The organism is Paenibacillus allorhizosphaerae (assembly GCF_042659105.1).
GTDB classification, from domain to species: Bacteria; Bacillota; Bacilli; order Paenibacillales; family NBRC-103111; genus Paenibacillus_G; species Paenibacillus_G allorhizosphaerae.
In genome coordinates this window covers 172,147-192,844 of sequence record NZ_JBHSRV010000008.1, presented here as the reverse complement: position 1 = coordinate 192,844, position 20,698 = coordinate 172,147, and the positions used below count along the sequence as shown (strand labels likewise).

Annotated in this window: 18 protein-coding genes; all 18 read left to right on the top strand. The window is 52.0% G+C overall.

Translation table 11 applies throughout. From position 1 onward, the window contains the following. Positions 1-49 precede the first annotated feature (49 nt). The 18 genes from ACFQI7_RS25715 to ACFQI7_RS25630 all read left to right on the top strand — a co-directional run bounded on the left by ACFQI7_RS25715 (position 50) and on the right by ACFQI7_RS25630 (position 20,288). Entirely contained in the window at positions 50-493 is a 444-nt protein-coding gene (locus ACFQI7_RS25715; protein WP_218099934.1) for a HEAT repeat domain-containing protein, read from the top strand. Positions 494-552: 59 nt separating this feature from the next. Continuing rightward, a complete protein-coding gene (locus ACFQI7_RS25710) occupies positions 553-861 on the top strand; it encodes a hypothetical protein (RefSeq protein WP_218099933.1) in 309 nt (102 codons plus the stop codon). A gap of 232 nt (positions 862-1,093) precedes the next feature. After that, on the top strand, positions 1,094-2,896 hold the full coding sequence (locus tag ACFQI7_RS25705; protein WP_218099821.1) for a cache domain-containing sensor histidine kinase: 1,803 nt from the start codon (positions 1,094-1,096) through the stop codon (positions 2,894-2,896). Continuing rightward, positions 2,868-3,629, top strand: coding sequence for a response regulator transcription factor (locus ACFQI7_RS25700; RefSeq protein ID WP_218099820.1), 762 nt, complete (start codon positions 2,868-2,870; stop codon positions 3,627-3,629). The genes ACFQI7_RS25705 and ACFQI7_RS25700 overlap by 29 nt, the downstream gene beginning before the upstream one ends. 320 nt (positions 3,630-3,949) lie before the next feature. Beyond that, positions 3,950-5,254, top strand: a complete 1,305-nt coding sequence (locus tag ACFQI7_RS25695; protein WP_218099819.1) for an ABC transporter substrate-binding protein — start codon at positions 3,950-3,952, stop codon at positions 5,252-5,254. Between the two features lie 85 nt (positions 5,255-5,339). Further along, a complete protein-coding gene (locus ACFQI7_RS25690) occupies positions 5,340-6,215 on the top strand; it encodes a carbohydrate ABC transporter permease (RefSeq protein WP_329958240.1) in 876 nt (291 codons plus the stop codon). A 14-nt stretch (positions 6,216-6,229) separates the two neighbouring features. After that, a complete protein-coding gene (locus tag ACFQI7_RS25685) occupies positions 6,230-7,099 on the top strand; it encodes a carbohydrate ABC transporter permease (protein ID WP_218099817.1) in 870 nt (289 codons plus the stop codon). A gap of 260 nt (positions 7,100-7,359) precedes the next feature. After that, positions 7,360-7,539, top strand: coding sequence for a DUF3934 family protein (locus tag ACFQI7_RS25680; protein ID WP_218099816.1), 180 nt, complete (start codon positions 7,360-7,362; stop codon positions 7,537-7,539). Between the two features lie 394 nt (positions 7,540-7,933). Next, positions 7,934-8,890: an ABC transporter permease gene (locus ACFQI7_RS25675; RefSeq protein ID WP_218099815.1), complete on the top strand. Its 957-nt coding sequence runs from the start codon at positions 7,934-7,936 to the stop codon at positions 8,888-8,890. Between the two features lie 15 nt (positions 8,891-8,905). Then, positions 8,906-9,790 (top strand): carbohydrate ABC transporter permease, encoded by an 885-nt coding sequence (locus ACFQI7_RS25670; protein WP_230415063.1) that lies wholly within the window; start codon positions 8,906-8,908, stop codon positions 9,788-9,790. A gap of 16 nt (positions 9,791-9,806) precedes the next feature. After that, on the top strand, positions 9,807-11,366 hold the full coding sequence (locus ACFQI7_RS25665; RefSeq protein WP_218099814.1) for an extracellular solute-binding protein: 1,560 nt from the start codon (positions 9,807-9,809) through the stop codon (positions 11,364-11,366). Positions 11,367-11,435: 69 nt separating this feature from the next. Then, positions 11,436-12,188: a phytanoyl-CoA dioxygenase family protein gene (locus tag ACFQI7_RS25660; protein ID WP_218099813.1), complete on the top strand. Its 753-nt coding sequence runs from the start codon at positions 11,436-11,438 to the stop codon at positions 12,186-12,188. Positions 12,189-12,487: 299 nt separating this feature from the next. Continuing rightward, a complete protein-coding gene (locus ACFQI7_RS25655) occupies positions 12,488-13,261 on the top strand; it encodes an IclR family transcriptional regulator (RefSeq protein ID WP_218099812.1) in 774 nt (257 codons plus the stop codon). A gap of 272 nt (positions 13,262-13,533) precedes the next feature. Continuing rightward, entirely contained in the window at positions 13,534-14,844 is a 1,311-nt protein-coding gene (locus ACFQI7_RS25650; protein WP_218099811.1) for an ABC transporter substrate-binding protein, read from the top strand. Next, positions 14,841-15,968, top strand: coding sequence for a sialidase family protein (locus ACFQI7_RS25645; protein WP_218099810.1), 1,128 nt, complete (start codon positions 14,841-14,843; stop codon positions 15,966-15,968). Before ACFQI7_RS25650 ends, ACFQI7_RS25645 begins: the two co-directional genes overlap by 4 nt. Before the next feature lie 20 nt (positions 15,969-15,988). Then, a complete protein-coding gene (locus ACFQI7_RS25640; protein ID WP_218099809.1) occupies positions 15,989-16,891 on the top strand; it encodes a dihydrodipicolinate synthase family protein in 903 nt (300 codons plus the stop codon). Between the two features lie 168 nt (positions 16,892-17,059). After that, positions 17,060-19,399 carry an FG-GAP repeat domain-containing protein gene (locus tag ACFQI7_RS25635; protein ID WP_230415093.1) on the top strand — a complete coding sequence of 780 codons (2,340 nt, stop codon included), beginning with the start codon at positions 17,060-17,062 and terminating at the stop codon, positions 19,397-19,399. Between the two features lie 19 nt (positions 19,400-19,418). After that, positions 19,419-20,288, top strand: a complete 870-nt coding sequence (locus tag ACFQI7_RS25630) for a sugar phosphate isomerase/epimerase family protein (RefSeq protein ID WP_218099807.1) — start codon at positions 19,419-19,421, stop codon at positions 20,286-20,288. Positions 20,289-20,698: the final 410 nt, after the last annotated feature.

Genomic DNA, 20,698 nt, shown 5'->3' with positions numbered 1-20,698 from the left:
AGTTTTTTTTGCAAGTTTGTTAATAAAAAATGGAACAGGATGGGATCATTTGGGTACATTAGAAGTACAAAGCGGATTACCTTCGAATTATGAGCAATTAAAAACATCCGCGAATCGAACGTCCAATTGGAGAGAACGTTTAGATGCTGTCGAACAATTAGGTCAATGGAATAGTAAGCAAACCATTGATGTACTGACGCATAGAATGTATAACGATACAGTGTATAAAGTGCAAGAGGCGGCTTTCCATAAGCTCAAACAGTTGGGCGAAGAGGTTCAGCTGCCGCCAAGGAAAAAAGGCGAGTTGATTAAAGGATTAGCTAAAATTTTAGTTAGAATTAAGAAAAGTTTGCCCGAAGGCCATTCCTTTGAGATGTTTAAAGAGAAATTGAAAAAGATGAGACTCGATGTATATGATACTTACGAAGGGGATAAGGGCGCTGACTTCGATACGTGGCTGGAAAGCACATGGGCGTCGTTATCGACAAGATAGGCTGAGTAACGATAAAACTGATTGTGGGTGATTTTCTGAGAAGACAAAAGCAAAAGCCAATGTCGTTTGACGATCTTCTGAAAGATTTGCAAGGCCAGAATACGGTCCAAGAAGATCCTAATCATGTTGCATTAGACGTGTTGTTTAATGAATCGTTCATGGGTGAGCATTCCAACTGCAAGACATTTGAAGCGTTTCTTGAGAAAGGCAACTTTCAAGTAAAGACCCGGGAAGATATCCATAACATTCCCGACGAACTTTTCGATCGGCATGTCGCAAGGGAGACGGATTTTGACAATTGGAAATCCATGCTGGATACAGCGACTATGAAATATGCCGTAAAGAGTGATCGAATGAATGAAAGTTGAGCTATGGAAAATTGATTGAACAGATGACGGCCAATCCACGCTGGGGTTGGTCGCTTTTTATTATTCGAGGCCGTTCGCAAAATGATCGAGGATAGAACAAATCTATACCTCCCCGCACCCCCCATGCTACAAATCTACGCGCTTTTCCTGAGCCCGCCACGTCCCCGGACAGAAGTGGTATAATGGCTCTACAACAAGAGTCATACCCGGAGGCTGAAGGGGCTGCATGCAAATGAAGAAATGGCTCGGGAAGTTTTGGCCGCAGAAGCTGAAATACCGTTTGTTTATGGCGTTTGTGCTGTTGATTTTGCTGCCGTTCTGCGTGCTGACGGTGTACAACTACGGTAAGATCGAGACGATCATTCAAGACGAGGTCAGCCAGCAAAGCCACGCGCAGCTCGAAAATTTGAATCGCTCGCTTCAGGATCAGATGAGCATCGCTTTCCGCTCGGTGCTCTTTCTAGAGCAGGACTCGGCGGTTCGGGCGACGCTGAAGAACCCGGAGCAGTTCCATAAGCTCGATAACATTTCTTTGATGGAAGAGAAGTTCAGGGGGCTGAACACCAGTTTTTTTCTGCTCCATCCCACGGTGTACTTCACCGTTCTGGATCTAAAAGGAAACGTTTACACTTCCAATTTGCCGAAGGAAACGTTGAACTACGAAACGATACTCGCCAATCCCCGCTTTCAGGAATCGCTGAAAGGGGAAGTCAAGTATACGTGGGTGCCTCGCGATGTTAACCATGTGTTCCGGGATACCTCGGCCAGCCCTTATTTGTTATCGTTATATGCGGTGATGCGAGAGCCGGACAACCGGCCCTACGGTCTGGTGCGGATTAGCATCGACTACACGTACTGGTTCCAGTCGGTGCGCTATTCTTCTTCCGGCAACCAGCCTTACTTCATCATTACGGGCAAAGGAGAACCGGTGGCGCAGTCGGTTGCGAGCAGCGCGCTTCCCGATCCGATCGTGCAGAAGGTGACGGCGAAGCCCGAAAAAGGCTATATCCTCGACGAACCGTCCCAGGCGCTCATAAATTTCAGCTATATCGAGTCGCTCGACTGGTATATCGTGACGATCATTCCGTTTGATCTGCTGTTCAACAAAATTCAGGCGCTGAAGCATAATTACTACATCACGTACAGTTTATTTATGGCCGCGTTCATCCTCATCGCGCTGATGATCTCGTTTACGGTCACCCGGCCTTTGTCGCATATTCAGATGAAAATGCGGGAAGCGGTGCGCCACGATTTGAAGATACGGCTTCCTGAAGATCCGTACAAAGGGGAGATTTTGGAGCTTTCCCGTACGTTCAATACGATGCTGTCGGATATGGGCGAGCTGATTCAGCGGCTGAAGGTGGAGCAGCGTGAGAAGGATGCGGTTCAGTTTCAAATGCTGCTGGCGCAAATGAATCCTCATTTTCTGCTCAACACGCTCAATACGATGAAGTGGATCGCCCTTCGCAAGGAGCAGGCGGATATTGCGGAGATTTGCATGTCGCTGGGCAAGCTGCTGGAAACGAGCTTGAATGCGGATATGGAGCTCATTTACTTGAAGGATGAGATGGACCTGATCCGCGCCTACATTTATATCCAGCGTACCCGGTACAAGGATCGGTTTGAGGTACACTACGAGTATGATGAGCGGGACGAATATGTATTGGTGCCGAAGCTCAGCCTTCAGCCGCTCGTCGAGAACGCGATTCAGCATGGCATTGCGGGCCGTCCGCAGGGCGGGGTGATCCGGATTCGGATCAAGGGAGCCGGGCATGAAGCTTTGGTGCTGGAAGTAGAAGATAACGGGCTCGGTGTCGAGAAAGCCAAGCAGCTGCGGAAAAACCGGACGCGTCCCGGCATCGGATTGGAAAATATTCGGCAGCGGCTCCGGCTGCTGTTCAAGGACAAGGGGGCGCTCGAGATCATTCCCCGGGCGGAAGGGACGTTGGTACGGATTACGCTGCCGTATTTGCTCGCTGTGCCTTATGAGAAAGGGGGCGATCCGGATGTGGAAAGTGATGATCGTCGAGGATGAGGTGTTCGTCCGGGAGTCCGTGAAGGAACTGATCCGCTGGGAAGAGATGAATTTTACGCTGGTGGCGGAAGCGGGCGACGGGCTGGAAGCGTTGGAATTGATGAAGAAGGAGCCGCCCGATCTGGTCATTACGGACATTATGATGCCGGGGATGGACGGGGTAGAGCTGCTGAAGGAAGCGCGCAAGGCGGGGATGACGAGCAAATTCGTCATGCTCACCTGCATGGGCGACTTCGAGCATATGCGCCAAGCGATGGAGTACGGCGCCTCCAATTATATTCTCAAGCTGTCCATGAGCGTCAACGATCTCAGAGAGACGCTGTCCAAAATAAACAAGGAACTGACGCTGGCCAAACCGCTGCCGGACAAGGCGCATGTTCGAAATTCCGGCGTAACGTCCGAACGGAACATATCGCATCCCGAATTGAACAAAATATTGACGTACATTGAACAAAACTACGACAAAGACATTTCTGTTAAGTCGCTGGCGCGGTATGTCATGATGGGCGAAAACTATGTCAGCGCCTTATTCAAGAAAAAGATGGGAACCACTTTGATTCATTATCTTCATGAAGTCCGGGTCAATCAGGCGATCCGTTATTTGCTCGAAACCGAGTTAACCATCCATGAAGTCGGCATGAAGGTCGGGTTTGTGAATGACAATTACTTCATCAAAATTTTCAAGCGATGTACCGGAACGACCCCGAGCCAGTACAGGCAAAACTTGAAATAACTTGAATCGACCGCATTCCGAGGTGGGAAACTCTACCTGTGGCTCATGCGGTTTTTGGGCTTTAGCCGCATTGATGCGTAGAAATGTTCCATTCGAATTTGCATCATTTTCTTCCATACAAACGACATATTTGTTCCTTACGCTTCCCTAGGTGGCTTGTTATTATTGGGTGTACCAAGGGGAAAGGCAATAGGATGCTGCGAGAAAGACTCAGCGAAATGTGTGAGTCCCGGTCGGACCGGTTCTAGAGCCGGCTGGGAAGATGCGCAGGAAGGGTTGGCAGAGAACAACAACTACTTTGTGGGGGAAGTGATGCGATCATGAAGATGAGGAAGATCGGTGCTTTTACGCTTTGCTTGCTGCTGGCGGGAAGCTCCATCGTAGGCTGCGCGAGCAAGGAAGAGGGGAGCGCCGCCGGTTCCGATAAAAAGAACGTCGTGCATCTCAAGTTTTGGGGCGGGGTGCCTGTGGAAGCGGGTCCGCAGGAAGTGGTCGACCAATGGAACAAGGAAAACCCGGATATTCAAGTGGAATATGTCCGATTCGTCAACGACGATGTCGGGAACGTCAAGCTCGATACGGCGTTAATGACCGGTCAGGATGTCGACCTGTACGCGACGTACAACTTCGCGAGGTTCCAAGGAAGGGCGAAGTCCGGTCTTGCTCTGGATCTCGGCCAATTCAAGGATTACAACATCGACGATATGATGGGGCCGAATGCGGCCGATTGGAAAGTAGACGGCAAATATTTCGCGATGCCGACCAAGAGAGATCTGCACTTCGTATGGCTCAATAAAGAAGCACTCGATAAAGCGGGACTTCCGGTGCCTTACAACTGGACTTGGAGCGATATGCGGCAATATGCCAAGACGTTGGCCGGCGTCAAACCGTGGGGACTTGTCGAAGACATGGTCACATGGGATTTCGTGCTCGATTCGCCGATTGTAACGGAAGGGTTCGTGAAACCGGACGGCACTTCGAATCTGGATAACCCTTACACGAGAAAAATATTGGAAACGATGCACGGCATGATGTACGAGGACAAGAGCATCCCGATGTATGGCGAGCAGCTGGCCAATAAAATGCGGGTAGAAGACGAGTTCCTCAAAGGCAATACCGGCATGTTTTACGCCGGCGAGTGGATTTTCCGCTTTGCCAACAATTTGAAAGATTATCCGCGTAATTTCAAAATCGCGATTGCGCCGATTCCAAAAGTGACGGAGGATCAGAAAAACCATCGCGTATTCGGTGGCTTAGGCGACGCGATTGCGATCAACCCGAAATCGAAAAATATTGAGGCGGCTTGGAAGTTTATGAAATGGTATGCGGACGGAGGCATGCTCCCGCTTACGAAGGGCGGACGCATTCCGTCGTCTAAAGCGGTCAGCACGGACAAATCGATGCAGATCTTATTGGATGGCGTCGACAAGCTGTATGACGTCGAGTCCGTGAAGAAAGTGTTGTTCAACAATGATTTCAAAACGTTCCAAAGCAGCCTCCCGCAGCAAATTATCGATGCCCGGAAAAAAGAATACCAGCTGTATTTCACCAATGACCAGAGTCTGGATCAAGTGTTTAGCAAGGTTGTCAAAAGCCATAACACCTATTTGCAGCAAAACAAATAACGATGTCGGGTGCCGCGGCGCAGGTGTGCGGCGCCCCTTCTACCTTTGAAAGCCCGCCCCTTTAAATATAATGGAGGACTTGTCTATGAAATGGGGAAAAAAGCAGCAGCTTGTCGGTTACCTCTTCGTGCTTCCCAATATTATTGGCGTCACCGTATTTTTCTTTATTCCGGCTTTATTCACGTTCGTCATTTCGTTTACCAATTGGAAGTTTACGACCAAGACGGCCAATTTCGTCGGATGGGCCAACTTTCAGCGATTGTTTCAGGATGAAGTGTTCTATGAAGCTTTGAGAAACACGTTCGTGTTCTTGTTATCGGTACCCGTTTCGGTCGTGCTGGCTTTTTTTGTAGCGCTGCTGCTGAATAAGCAGGTGTATTTGAAAAATTGGCTGCGCGCCATGTACTTTTTGCCCTATATCACAAGCGGCGTTGCAGTTGCGTTTGTGTGGATGCTGCTGTTCGATGCGAAGAACGGTCCGATCAACCAGTTTCTGCGTTCGGTAGGCGTTGCCAATCCGCCCGGATGGTTTTCTACGACGACTACGCCGATGCTGGCCTACGACATCATCTGGATTTGGCTGCTGCTCGGGTACAACATGATCATTTATTTGGCCGCGCTGCAGGAGGTTCCGAAGGAATTGCTGGAGGCCGCCAAAATGGACGGGGCCAAGGCGCGGCACACGATCCGGCATGTCATTCTTCCGCTCGTCAGCCCGACGACGTTCTTCCTGCTGCTGACCGGATTTGTAGTTACGGTCAAAGCGTTCGGAATCATGGAAGCCGTCACTCACGGCGGTCCGGGAACGAGCTCGCAGGTGCTGTCGCTGTATGTGTATAAAACCGCTTTCCGCTACTATGAGATGGGCTATGCATCCACGATTTCGATCGTATTGTTCGTGTTCATCTTGCTTATCACGCTGTTCCAATGGTATGGACAGAAAAAATGGGTCCATTACTAAGAAAGGGGGATACGATGGAACAAACGGAAGTCACCCATGCGTCTGCCGGCATTAAACCGATCCCTATCAATTTCAAAATGCTGTCCCTGACGGTCGTCCTGTTCGCGACGGGCATCGCCATGATCATTCCGTTTTTGTGGATGATCACGACATCGTTCAGTTCGCCGCAAGACGTGTTCCGCTTTCCGATCAAGTGGATTCCGTCCCCGATCGTGCTCGACCATCACATCAAAGTATGGACGGGCAACGACAGCTTCGTCATTTATTATTTGAACTCGTTGAAGATCGCGTTGATCAGTTCGCTCGGCGCCGTCCTGCTGGCGGCCATTACCGCTTACGGATTTTCCAATATTCAGTTCAAAGGCAGAGATGTGCTGTTCGTCTTTTATTTGTCGATGATGCTCATTCCGCCGCAAATTTTGTTCGTGCCCCAGTTCCTCATGTTCGATTGGATGGGAATTTACAATACCCACTGGGCGCTCATCCTGCCGAATTTGTTTACGATTTACGGCGTGTTCATGATCCGGCAGTTTTTCCTGTCCGTCCCGGTCGATATTTCGGAATCCGCCATGATCGACGGAGCGGGTCACTTTACGATCTTTTTCCGTATGATGCTGCCACTTGCCAAGCCGGTGCTCGCAACGTTCACGATCATCGACTTTTCCTGGCACTGGAACGATTACGAGCGGGCGCTCGTGTTTTTGATCGACAAGGATTTGTTCACCATTCCGCTTGGCTTGCAAAGCTTTATCGACGTGAACTACATCGATTACAACAGCATGATGGCGGCCTCGTTTGCCGCGGTGCTGCCGATGCTTGTTATTTTCATGTTCGGCCAAAGGTTTATTATTGAAGGCGTCTCAAGTTCAGCCGTGAAAGGATAACAGCATTCATGAAGCGGCAGCGAATGGCATTGGGGGAATGAATAGGCCGCTCGGTGCAAATGTCCATGCCTTAACCATCGTAGGCGGGAATTCGGAATGAACCGTGCGAGCTGCTTGAAAATAACGCAATGCAAGTATATAGTTGAGAGTAACTTCAATCGAGAGTACTGCCGTATGCACAAGCAGTTGTTGCATGGGCAGTACTTCTTTGATTAAGAAGGCAAGTATGCTTGGGAAATGATCATGATGGAGTGATGATGTTGAGTAAAGCAAAAGGCAAGGGCGGTACAGGCAGAGGAACGGACAAAAAGGGCTGGAATCGCTGGCAGGCTAGTGCCAATAGAGCCAAGAACGCTCCCAAACCGTATAAAAGCAAAGGGACGAAACGGCAGGATGGCGCTGCAGCTTCCAGTAGTTCCAAAGGCGGCAAATCCGAATAAGTTTACGAGAACGGGGTGTTGGTACGATGCGCCTCCGCGTTTCCAACCTTCCGTGGTCGCTCTGAATGCCGGCAAGCGAATCAATCGTTGAATCCCGCCCCGGCTCATGGCTTTCCTTCCTTCCTGCTCATTAAGGCTTTGCTGTAGCACATGTTTCGTCAAATGTAGCGGATTTCCGCGAAAATAAACCGTTTACATTATAAATATCATGATGTTATTATATGATTACCAATATAAAACGCATCGTTTACTGCTCCCGCATTCGTTGTAAACGGTAGAAGGAGGCTGCAAGCTTGCAAACCATGAAACGGAAACGACATCGGCCGATCATTTACGCATTGCATACTGGCTCGTAATCACCAGAGGAACGGCAACGAATGGAGGTGAAGGTTCCATGAAACCGGAGGCACTTTCGAAGCGAAGTACGGCCAAAGCTTATCATCGTGAACCAAGCGTTTGGCTGCAGTATAAAAAGCACAAGTATTTGCTGCTCATGCTGGCTCCCGGACTCATCTGGTACGTTATTTTTTACTACGGCCCGCTGTACGGCATACAGATTGCCTTCAAAGACTACCGTATTATGGCGGGCATTGGAGGCAGCGAATGGGTCGGATTGTTCCACTTCAAGCAAATGTTCATCGTATCCGATTTCTGGCTCATATTGCGAAATACGCTGCTCATCAGCTTCTATCATATCGTGTTCGGATTCCCCGCCCCGATCGTGCTCGCACTGCTGTTTAACGAGCTACGGCTCCAACTGTTCAAACGAATCGCACAATCGATCTCCTACTTGCCGCATTTTTTTTCCTGGGTCATCCTGGCCGGGCTGCTCGCCATCATACTCTCCCCGACAACCGGTATCGTCAATCAATTCATTCAATGGCTCGGTTTCGAACCGATTTACTTTTTGGGCGATAAAAACTACTTCCGCTTTACGCTCGTCATGTCCGGCATTTGGAAGGAAATCGGATGGGGGACGATTATTTATTTGGCGGCTTTGGCCGGGATCGATCCTCATCTGTACGAAGCGGCCGTCATGGACGGTGCGAGCCGGTTCCGGCAGATCATACATATCACGCTGCCGAGCATCATGCCGGTCATTGCCATCCTGTTCATTCTCCGCATCGGCCATCTGATGGACGCCGGCTTCGATCAAGTGCTGAACCTGTACAATCCGGCGGTGTACTCGGTTTCGGACATTATCGATACCTACGTATTCCGAACGGGCATCAACCGGATGCAGTACAGCTTTACGACCGCCGTCGGCTTGTTCAAAAATGTCGTCGGTTTCATCCTCGTACTGCTGACGAACTATATTGTCAAAAAGTCGGGGCAGGAAAGCTTGTTCTAAAAGGAGTGAATCGCTATGACGCGAATGACGGCAGGGGAAAAGGGGTTTCAACTGGCTCTCGTTGTCTTCTTCTCGGTGTTCAGCGCCGCCATGCTGTACCCTTTCGTTCACGAGCTTGCGGTATCGTTCAGCACGCCGGTCGAAGCGATTCGGCCCGGACTTCATATCTTTCCTTTGGAATGGTCGCTGGAAGCTTACAAAACCGTATTCGTCTCCAGTCAGATCTGGATCGGCTTCGGCAACACCATATTCCGGACCGTAGTGGGCACCTTGTTGTCGCTCATTTTCATGTCCATGGTCGCTTATCCGTTATCGAAAAAATATTTGCCCCACCGCACTTTCTACACCATGCTCATTGTATTTACGATGTTTTTCCAAGGCGGCCTCATTCCGACCTATTTGCTGATCAAACAGCTCGGATTAATTAACTCCCACTGGGTGTATGTGCTGGCCCCGCCCTTTCTGATCAGCACGTTCTCCATGCTCATCCTGCGCAATTTTTTCATGCAAATCCCGAGCGAGCTGGAGGATTCCGCCAAGATGGACGGGGCAAGCGATATCCGCGTGCTCGTTTCGCTCATATTGCCGCTATCCAAGCCCATTCTTGCGACGGTTGGCCTCTGGTCGGCCGTCAATCATTGGAATGCGTGGTTTGACGGCTTGCTCTATATTCAGGATCCGGCGAAAATGGTGCTGCAAATTTATTTGCGGCGGCTTGTCGTGGAAAACCAGACGCAGGAAATGCAGGCGCTGCTCGATCAGCCGGGCGTACAAAATATGATTCCGGAAACGATCAAAGCGGCGACGCTGATGGTCGCGACCATTCCGATTCTCATCGTGTATCCTTTTCTTCAAAAGTACTTTGTCAAAGGCATCTTTGTCGGCTCGTTGAAAGGATAAAAGGGAGGTTATGCATGTGTTCAAGCAGATGAAGCGTATGGGGACAAAAGGCTTGCTGGCCGGTTTGCTTGCGATGTCCACGGCGGCGGGCTGCAGCTCGAACGCGAATACGGGACAGCCGCAGGGAGGGGACGGCGGCATGGACGGGAAGCCGATCCAGATCACTTGGCTCAGCTTCAACCCGCCGGAGAATGACAACTCCCCGGTGCAAAAGGCGCTTGAGAAAAAGTTCAACGTGCAAATCAAAAACATCCGGATCGAACGGCAAAATTACCGCGAGCAAATTAATCTGAAGATCAGCGGGGGCGAAGTGCCCGACCTGATCTATTTGGACGGGCCGAACGATATATACGACTTGGCGAACCAGGGCGTGCTGGCCGAGCTGCCGGAGAAGGAGATCCGTTCGAAGATGCCCGCCTACGCCAAATCGGTGGATGAGGCGGATCCGAAGCTGTGGAAAAACGGGCTCGTCGACGGCAAAAGCTTCGCCGTTCCGCTCTATTGGCCTGCGGGAAGACTGCCCTTCCTGCCCGGCTATAACGGAGATTGGCTGAAAAAAATCGGCTATGACCACGCGCCTCGCACGTTGCAGGAGTTCGAGGATGTGCTGCGGAAATTCCGCGACAACGATCCGGATGGAAACGGGAAAAAAGACACGATCGGCTATTCGGGTCAAGGGGCGGATAACCGGACGTTTCAAATCGTAATGGCGGCGTACCAGGTCAAATGGGGATGGATGGCTGATGACAAAGGCACAATTTATCAAGGATTAACGACGGATAAAATGCGCGAAGCGTTGAAGCTGCTGAACCGTTGGTATAAGGAAGGGCTGATCGACCGCGAGTTCATTACGAAAAAGGTGGAGGATGCGCACCAGGATTTCATCAACGGAAAAGTCGGCATCCGCGATTGGCAATCGTTCCAGTTTGAGAAACGGATGGGCATTATTGCGCCGCGTTTTTATCAGAAGTCGCCGAATACGCCGATTGTCGTCGGCAAGGCGCTGCAAGGACCTTACGGCGAGGGGATGGCGATGTCGTACGGAACGCGCAACGCTTTTCTCGCCATGGGAGCTCAGGTAACGAAGGATACGGCCAAGAAAGATCGAATATATAAAATGATGGAAGCTCTTGCAACCGACGATGCCACGTATCTTCTGTCCGTCTACGGGATCGAAGGCGAGCATTACCAGATGGTCGGCGGGAAGCCGATCATGAAGCCGGAGTTTTCGAGCGAGGCGACCAAATACAAAATCGGTGCGGGCACCTTTTACGGCCTATTCGGCAATAAATCGAAGGCGATGGAAAAGTACGACTACCCCGACGATGCGATCCAGTTCATGAACAGCATGGAAAGCGGTGTCAAAATCATCACGCCGGTTGACGTCTTTGTGCCGGCCCAATCGAAATATCCGGATTTGGGCAAAATCGAGCAGGAGTTTTTCGTCAAAGCGATTTCCGGCGAAATCAATCTCGACACCGAATTCAACGCTTTCGTGGACAAGTGGAAAAAATCGGGCGGGGATGAGATACTGAATGAAATCAATAAAAAATACGCCGGCGTATATAAGAAGTAACGATTCCCGAATGTTTTGAATCGCTGCCGCGTATGCATTCGATAGAGGACATGATGCGGGAGGTAGAAGATGAAACTTGCCTATGAACAAAAGCAATCCATGCTGCAAAACGGATATATCCATGTGCCGGGCGTGATCCCCAAAGCGATGGTCGACGATGCGATGCGCCATATTAACCATTCCGTCGGGCAAGGGATGAATGTCAGCGACATGCCGATCTTTCGTTCCCAATCGTTTTGCCCGGAGCTGCAAGGAGATTCCGTTATTTCGGACTTGTACAACAAGACGCCGGTGGCGGATATGGTGCAATGTTTGCTCGGCGAGGGGGCGGCGCGTCCGGTGGGGCGCGGGCAAATCGCCCTGCGCTTTCCGTCGCTGCAGGATCCGCCGGGCCAGCCGCACTGCCACCTTGATGGGATGTATACGCCGACGAACGGGGTTCCCGAAGGGAAGATCAGCAATTTTACGATGCTTGTCGGCGTGCTGCTAAGTCCGGTCCGCACTCCATATGCCGGCAATTTCACGGTATGGCCTGGGACGCATCGCATCTATGAGAATTACTTCCGCGAGCACGGCGCGGAATCGCTGCTGAACGGCATGCCGAAAGTGGAACTGCCCCAGCCGGTACAAACGACAGGGGAGCCGGGGGACGTCTTTCTCGTCCACTACCAACTGGCTCACGGCGTGGCACCTAACGTTTCGCCTTTCCCAAGGTATGCGATTTTTTTTCGCGTGAAGCACGTCGATCACGACCAAGACTGGAAAGCGCCGATGACCGATATATGGCTTCATTGGCCGGGGATCCGCGAGATGATCAAGTGAGCGTTTGCAGTAAGACGAGGATTCGGAGTGGTAAGACCGTCCGGGGTTGACCCTCGATCATGAGACAGAGATCAATGTAACGATCCAAGCAGCCAGTAGCCAAAATTCAATGGGCGACTGGCTATTTCGTTTCGCAGGACGGCCGCGGATTGCTCGAGCTAACAACCCCAGTACATTTCCGCATAGGATGCAGCTATTTCTGCTTGACAGAATATGGCATGCATCTTAGAATTAAACTATAATACGAAATTCAATCCCATATTATGAAAGAAAATCAAGAAAGTAATGAGGATACGACAATGGCTGAAAAATCAATCTACTCCGTACAATCGGTAGAGCGGGCATTGAATTTGCTCGAGACGATCGCAGGCTGCGAGAACGGAATACGCATTAAGGATTTGGCCGAGAAACAGAAGCTGAATCTGTCCACCGCGCATCGGCTCGTTTCGCTGCTTGAGCATCGAGGCTATGTGGAGCAGGAGCCGGATAGCAAAAAGTATTTTCTGGGCATCAAAGTGCTTCAACTGCAAGGCTACTTATTTAAGAGCAGACGGCTTAATGAGGTAGCGGCGCAAGAATTAAAGCGGCTCGTCCACAGCTTGGGCGAAACGACGCATTTGGCCGTGCTGTCCGAAGGTGAAGTCGTCTATATCGAAAGCTTGGAAGGCGTCGGTTCGGTCATTAGCCGCGCACCGATTGGCAGGAAAGTAGCGATCTACAGTACGGCACTGGGTAAAGCGTTGACCGCTTGGAAGCCGCACGAAGAGGTGGAACGCATCCTGCTGCAAAGCGAGATGGCGGCCAGGACGCCAAATACGATCACCAATACGGAGGCGTATTTGCAAGAGCTCACGAAAGTCCAGCTTAACGGGTACGCCGTGGACCGGCAGGAGCATTCCATGATCAGCTGCTGCGTAGCGGCCCCGATTCGGGATCACCGCAATGAAGTCGTGGCTGCGATCAGCGTATCTTGCCCTGCGCATGACTTTACCAAGGAAAACGAAGAACGCATTGTCCGCGAGCTGCTGCCCGCCGTTCATAATATATCGGCCAAGTTGGGCAATCATCTGTAAGTGGTAAGCGTAACAAACTGCACCGGAACATTTTATTATAGGTGCAGTTTATTATATGAAATAATAATGAGATTATATCTCATATTATGAGAGTTCATAAGATATGGGGGGGGTAAGAAATGAATGAAATTTTAGTTTCACGAGAATTTAAGCGCTTACATCACACGATGGACATCCATTATGTATCTTAGCAAGCAAGAAACGGTCGGATAAGTCATTCCAAAAAAGAAGATAATCGATCTTTTAACGGATCAACAGGAGGGGTTATGTGAATGTTTAACAAAGCGGTCGCCTATATGTCCATTTGCGTTTTGGCTGTGTTTATGTCGGCGTGCAGTCAGGACAGCGGCGGAAAGGAAGCGAAGCCGGCACCAAAAGAAGAAAAGCCGGACCGGCTATCCAGTTCGGAGCCGCTGACGCTCAAAGTATGGACCGGCGACAACGAGCAAATTTTCAAGGAGACGACGGCCGATCCGATTAAGAAAAAGTTTCCGAATGTGACGCTGGAGCGGATCGCCTCACAGGAACTGAGCCTGGAGAAGCTGATCGCAGCCGGCAATCCGCCGGATATCATCAGGCAGACGAAAAATTTTATGATATTTAATGTGCTCCCGGTGAAGATGGAGATGGATTTGACACCGCTGATCAAGAAATACAATGTGGATCTGGAACGATATGACCCCGGCTTGATTCAAAGCATGCGCGGCTTTGGGCCACAAGGCCAGCTGTACGGCTTGCCGACGTCCAAAGTAGGGCACTCGCTGCTGTACAACAAGCAGTTGTTCGATAAATTTGCCGTGCCGGTGCCGAAGGATGACATGACGTGGGACGAAGCGATCAAGCTGGCCGCACGCATGACCCGTCTGGAGAACGGCGTTCAGTACCGCGGCATGGATTTGCAATTTTACAATATGATCGCCTCGCAACTGAATGTGGCGGTGATCGATAAGAATGGAAAAGCGAATATGTCCGCATGGTCGCGTCCTGCGGAGATGTTCAAGCAGCTTTACAGCATCCCCGGCAATAACGTGCCGATCCCGGGTACGATTGCCAAAGTGATGGAACCGTTCTTCAAAGAAACGCTCGCGATGGTCGTCATCAACCCGAGCACGATGATCACTGCGACCAAGCAATATCCGCAATTGGCATGGGATATTGTGACCGTTCCGACTTACCCTGAGGCGCCCGGCGTCGATCCGTATGCGAACTACACGTATCTCGGCATTACACCGACGAGCAAATATCCGGACGAAGCGTTCAAACTTATTACATTTCTAAACTCCGATGAGGTGCAGACGCAGCTGAACCGCGCGGGCTTTCCAACCGTGTTGAAAAGTGCGGACATTCAAAAGCAGTTCGGCGCCAACTCGCCCGAGCTGAAGGACAAAAACTTGCAGGCGATTTTCAAGCATAAACAATCGGACCCACATGTAAGCCCTTACTTCGATAGTTCGGTCGATTCTTTGGTGAGAGCCAAGTTTAACGAAATCGTAGAGGGCAAAAAAGACAACAACACGATTCTGCGCGAGCTGGACGAAGCGATCGACAAAAAAGTGGCCGAGATGAAGGCGGCCGCCAAATGAAGGAGCTGATGCCCATGAACAAGCTGCGCGAAACGGTTCCCCCTTATGCGCAAACGACCGTTTGGGCACCCGGGGAAGGGGACGTGATGACGCATATGGTGTTCGGCCTCGCCGTGAGCATGAAAGGCACGATTCTCGCTTTCGCGGAAGCGAGAATCCATTACGCCGATCACGGCCCGCATCATCTTGTGCTGAAGCGAAGCACGGACGGCGGAGCCACATGGGAAGCGGCACAGCGGATCGAGATGAGCGAGGACGGCGAATGCTGGGCGAATCCTACTGCGCTGTCGGACCGCGTCACGGGCAAGCTGTTTGTCTTCTACGCGCTGAACGCGCATAACGTGTCGACGCGGATGTTTTTCAAGGTTAGCTCTGATGACGGCCTCACATGGTCGGAACGGACGGAGGTTACCGGTCTCTTGCAGCAGAGTAACCGTTACGGGTGGACGCTGTTTTTGCCCGGGCCCGGACACGGTTTGCAGCTGCGTGACGGCCGGCTGGTACTGCAATATTGGGCACGCAAAGACATTGCGCTCCCTGCGGCGGAAAGATGTTACGGCAACGGCGTCCTATACAGCGACAACCATGGCGCTACATGGCAGGCGGGAGGGGTTGTTCCACTCGTGCCGGAGCTCGGTAATAACGAGTCGCGCCTTGTAGAGCTGGAGAGCGGGGCACTGCTGTTGAACGCCCGGGTGAACGGCTTGCGGCACCGGGTCATCAGCGTCAGCAGCGATCGGGGGCTCACCTGGTCACAGCCATACTCCGACACGGCGTTCCCTGCCCGTTGGGGCTGCGATTCCGGCCTTGCGAGCTGGAGCGGACAAGAGCCGGCATCGGGTGCGCCGGTCTGGTTGTACAGCACGATTAAGGGCAAACGTCCTGATCCCGATAATGCTTTGGAAGTTTCGATCAGCTATGACGAAGGCGCGAGCTGGACGACGCAAAAGGACGTCTTTCGCGGGCCGTGCAATTATTCGGATGTTGCGGTCATGCCTGACTCGATCGTGGTGCTGATCGGAGCGGGCGCTTACGAGCTGTCGCCCGGATTTGCGAAAGAGGTCGTGTTGGTGCGTATGTCGTTCGATTGGTTGGTCCGTACGAATACAGAAAATTACATTTGATGAGAGGGAGAGAAACGATCATGGTATTACCAAAGCTTACCGGTGTCATCCCACCGGTGATAACACCGATGAAAAGCGATTACAGCGTAGATGAAGAGGCGCTCCGAGGGCTCGTACGCTATATGCAGTCCTGCCACGTGGACGGCATATTCGCCATGGGCACGGCGGCGGAGTCTCCGATGCTGACGCGGGAACAGCGGCTGCGCGGCTTGCTCGCGGTTCGCGAGGAGTGCAAGGGCAAGTCGCCGCTGCTGGTTGGGGTGATGGAGACGAGCACGGCGAGAGTGCTGGAGCTGGTCAAGGAAGCGGAAGAGATCGGAGCTGACGCGGTCGTCGCCGTCTCGCCTTATTTTTTTCGCGTCAAGCCGAAGGAGATTGTGAAGCATTTTGCGGCCATCCGGGAAGCAACGGAGCTGCCGATTGTCATTTATAACGTACCGGCATATACGGGCAACCCGATTGACGCCGAGACGGTGTACGAGATTGCCCAATTCCCGGGCGTCGTCGCTTTCAAAGACAGCTCGGGCAACATGCCCCAGTTCCAGAAGACGATCCGGCTCACTCGTCATATGGAGCATTTCTCCGTGCTTCAAGGGGTGCAGGTGCTCAGCGTTATCAGCTTGCAAATGGGCGCGGCGGGACTCATTCCGGGCGTCGCCAATATGATTCCCCGGCAGATGGTGCGACTGTATGAAGCGGTCAAGTCCGGAAGGCTGGAGGAGGCGTACGAGGTTCAAGATTTTGTCGTGAGGCTGGAGGAGTCGCTTACGATGGAAGGCTATTCGCTGTCCGTCCTGAAAGCGGCCCCGCAGCTGCTCGGCTTCGGCGAAGGGCAGCCGCATTATCCTCTGGACAAATTGAGCGAGACGGGACTTGCCAGCTTGGCGGCTTTAATGCGCAGCGGCGGCGTGGAGTTGGCGTGAAGAAGCAGGGCTGATCGCCGGAGTTCCAAGGCAGTCCCGGCGTTCTGCGCTGTAGCGCTGCTGAACATGGGGGTAACGCGAGTGAAATGGAAACTACGAATAATAGCAGTGTTGGTGCCGTTTATCGTGCTCGCCGCTGCTTTGCAAGGGGGGTCAAACGTGACTGCGATGAACGCTGCCCGCACCATTCTCAAATTCGGCCAGAGCGGCCCGGTTAACTGGTACAGCACCGATCAGCCGAATGCGACTATCCACCAGCTGCTGGACTGGAACGGAGACGGCAAGCTGGACGTGTACGTCCGCGGCAAAATGTACTTGAACCAGGGAACGAACGCCGTTCCGCTTCTTCCCATGCAGGGCCTAAGCCTCGGGCTTCCCGTGGCGGACGGATACCTCGTGGATTGGAACAACGACGGTGTTGTCGATTTTGTTGCCCGGTATACGCTGCGTCTGTATTTGAATACCGGCACGAACGACAAGCCGAGTTGGAAAGATACCGGGGAGATTCAAGCGGGCGGCAGCGGAATTACGGGGAATTTCAGCTCGTATACGAACTGGAATACGATCCAGAGCCCGTCGATTCAGATGGTCGACTGGGATGGTGACGGCAAACGGGATTTGCTGCTGGGCATGGTTGATCGGACCGGCGTTACCGGAAATTCGAAGCAGGTGTATAGGTACGGGTCCATCTGGTTTTTTAAAAACATAGGAACCGACGATGCCCCGGCATTCGCTTCCGGCCAAATCCTACAGTCCGGTGGCGCCGACATCAATACGCCGTATCGGGTTCAAATTCAAGCGGTCGATTGGGACGGCGACGGCGATTTGGATATCGTCTACGCCGATTATCGCGGCCATGTATATTGGATCGAAAATACCGGAACCGCCGCGAGTCCGGTACTCGCTCCCCCCGCATTGCTGGTGGATACGGGGATCGTTACCACGGCGCTGTCCGTATACGATGCCGACGGCGACGGAGACTTGGACCTGCTGCTCGGCTCCACCGACGGATTGCTGCTATATGAGAACACGGGCACGCGGTCCGCTCCGGTATGGACATTGAAGGGCATCGTCCAAACGCCGGACGGGACGAACGTAGATATCAAATTCGGGCAGTTTCAGACTCCCGAAATCGTCGACTGGAATCATGACGGCCGGCTGGATATGCTGACCGGTGACGAGAATGGACATGTGAATTGGTACGAGAACGTGGGGACCAACGGCGAGTACCGCTTTCGCAATCCGGTCCAGCTGCATGTCGGCGGGGCCGTGCTCAATTTCGATGCGCCTCGCGGCTCGTATGATTGGGGACCATTCGAAGCGGCGGTCGGGTATACGAATCCGCTTGCGGTCGATTGGGACGGAGACGGCGATTTGGACATCATCACCCAGGACGGACAAGGGTCGTTGTATTTTATCGAAAATACCGGCACCCGGTCGAACCCGGTTCTTGCCGCCCCCGTTCCGTTCACGCTGGGCGGGAAACCATTGGCCAATCCATGGAGAACGAAGCCAGCGGCGGTGAACTGGGACAACGATCCCGGTGGGACACTTGAGCTGCTCATGATCGATAAAAATTACCGTATTATAGTCTACCAGAGAAACGGGTCAAGTTTAACTGATCTGAACATTTTGACCGAGGCCGGAGACATGGATGGGCATCCGATCAAGGTGAGCTACAACAAGCGGGCGAATCTGCAAGTCGTCGATTGGGACGGCGACGGGAGATGGGATATCCTTTGCGGTACGACGAAGGATAAAGAGAACTTGTACTGGTACCGCAACGTCGGCTCTGCGGGTCACCCCGTGTTTGAGACACGGTATATCCTGAATAACGACTATACCAAATATGTTACGGTCACCAATCATGAGCCGCTGTTTTATGCGGTCGATTGGAACGGGGACGGCGTCCTGGATTTGATCGAGAGCCATCCGTTCAACTATATGTACTTTGTGGACGGCAAGCAGCTGCTTCATACGACGGCCGACAGTGCGGGCAATTATCGTGCGGCGGACTTGGCAGTTGCAGCTTTATCCGGCGGCACAACCGGCATCGTCAAAGACCCGAACGCAAGCGAAGGGGCGGTGCTGAACTACGAAGCAAGCAAGGTGCAAGATGAGGTGACGCTGAATTTCAACGTGCCGTCACCAGGTTCGTATGACCTGTCCGTCCGTTGGCAAGTCGTTCCGGGGACGGGATCCGGAGCGGAGCTTACCGAACCGCAAACTCGGCCGAATTTTTTCATACGGCTGTTGCAATGGATTATGGGACTGGGAAAAGAGCGGGAGCGGTTTCTCGTGCAGGCCGGCGTCAACGGACAACCGGCAGGCAAGCCGTTCGATGCTGTTAGTCGGGATCCCGGCTACAAGGAGATTGCTCTGGGCAGCGTCACGATCGCCAAACCAGGCAACCAGACCATCTCGTTCACTGTGAAGGAAATATCGCCAAGGAACAAAACATATCCCATGGTTCTCGACATGATTCGCTTGGTGCCAAACGGCAAATAAACTGTAAAGGAGTGCTGGTATGAGCCCGCGTGAAATGAATCCGTTAGGCATTTTCAATCATGTATACCGTAATTACTCATTGCAGGACATGGCGGCAACCGTGTCGTCATTAGGTCTTCGCCATCTTCATCTGGAGCCGCGGATCCCGCAAATTCTCCCTTCGGGTGAGCGCATTTCTTCTTCGTGGGCCCGATCAGTGAAACGGGAGTTGGACCGGTACGAACTGAACGTTGCCGCCTTATGCGGCTACTGCAATCTGGTGCATCACGATCCCGAGGTTCGCGAAGCGGGGCTCCGCACGTTCGAGCAATTGATCGAGGTTTGTCACGACTTCGGTACGTCTTACATTGCCACGGAAACGGGAGGGCTCAATCCGCAATTCCCGAACTTGGACTATCCGGCCAATCATACCGAGGAAGGCTGGGAGCAGCTGCTGATCGTGCTCGACCGTCTGGTCGACAAGTGCAAGGCGCATGGCGTCAAGCTGCTCATTGAAGGCTGCGTCAAATATACGGTCGCTACGACCGACGAGGCGCTGCGGGTGTTAGACCGCTATGGGGAGGAGCACATCGGTTTCGTGCTCGATCCATGCAACTATTTTCGCCAAGAGGACTTGGCGGCGCCGACGGCCGTTCTGGACGATGTGTTTCGCAAACTCGCGCCGCACGCTCCCATCGCTCATGCGAAGGATGTCGTGTATACGGACAATGGAATCGAAACGCCGAAAACCGGTGACGGTTATATGGACTACAAGGCGTATGCGAAGCTGCTGCGCAGGCACACTCCCGACATTCCTCTCATCATCGAGCATCTGAAGCCGGGGGACGTGCCGGGCGTCATCGAGTTGATCAAGCGGGCTTTCTCGGAGGGGGAAGGTCAGGCCGGATAAGTAAAGTATGGGGCTGCGTCTTTTCTTTTCGTGCATCAGGAGCGGATCATTGCTGTTTGCTGAACAATTCCCAACGCCATGGCTACGGAGTCATGCTATTTTTTTCTCAAACAAAACCCAGTCCATTCTGTTCGTCTTCGTTGCAGCGGAATGACTGACAAATCCTCGATCTCGTCGATTGAGGATTTTTTGGCATGGTATTTTGCCTGTTATGATTGGTAATATTTTTCTTTCAATAATATAATGGTTGGTTTTGCCAAAAGAAAACGCTATCATCATTTTATCGTACGATGTTCAAAAAAATTGCGATTTCCTTCATTGACAATATCCGAGCAGGATAGTAAGATTTAGCGTAACTATTTATATCGTTAATTAATTTTCGCTAGATTTCGTAAAAGGAATCAGTTGTG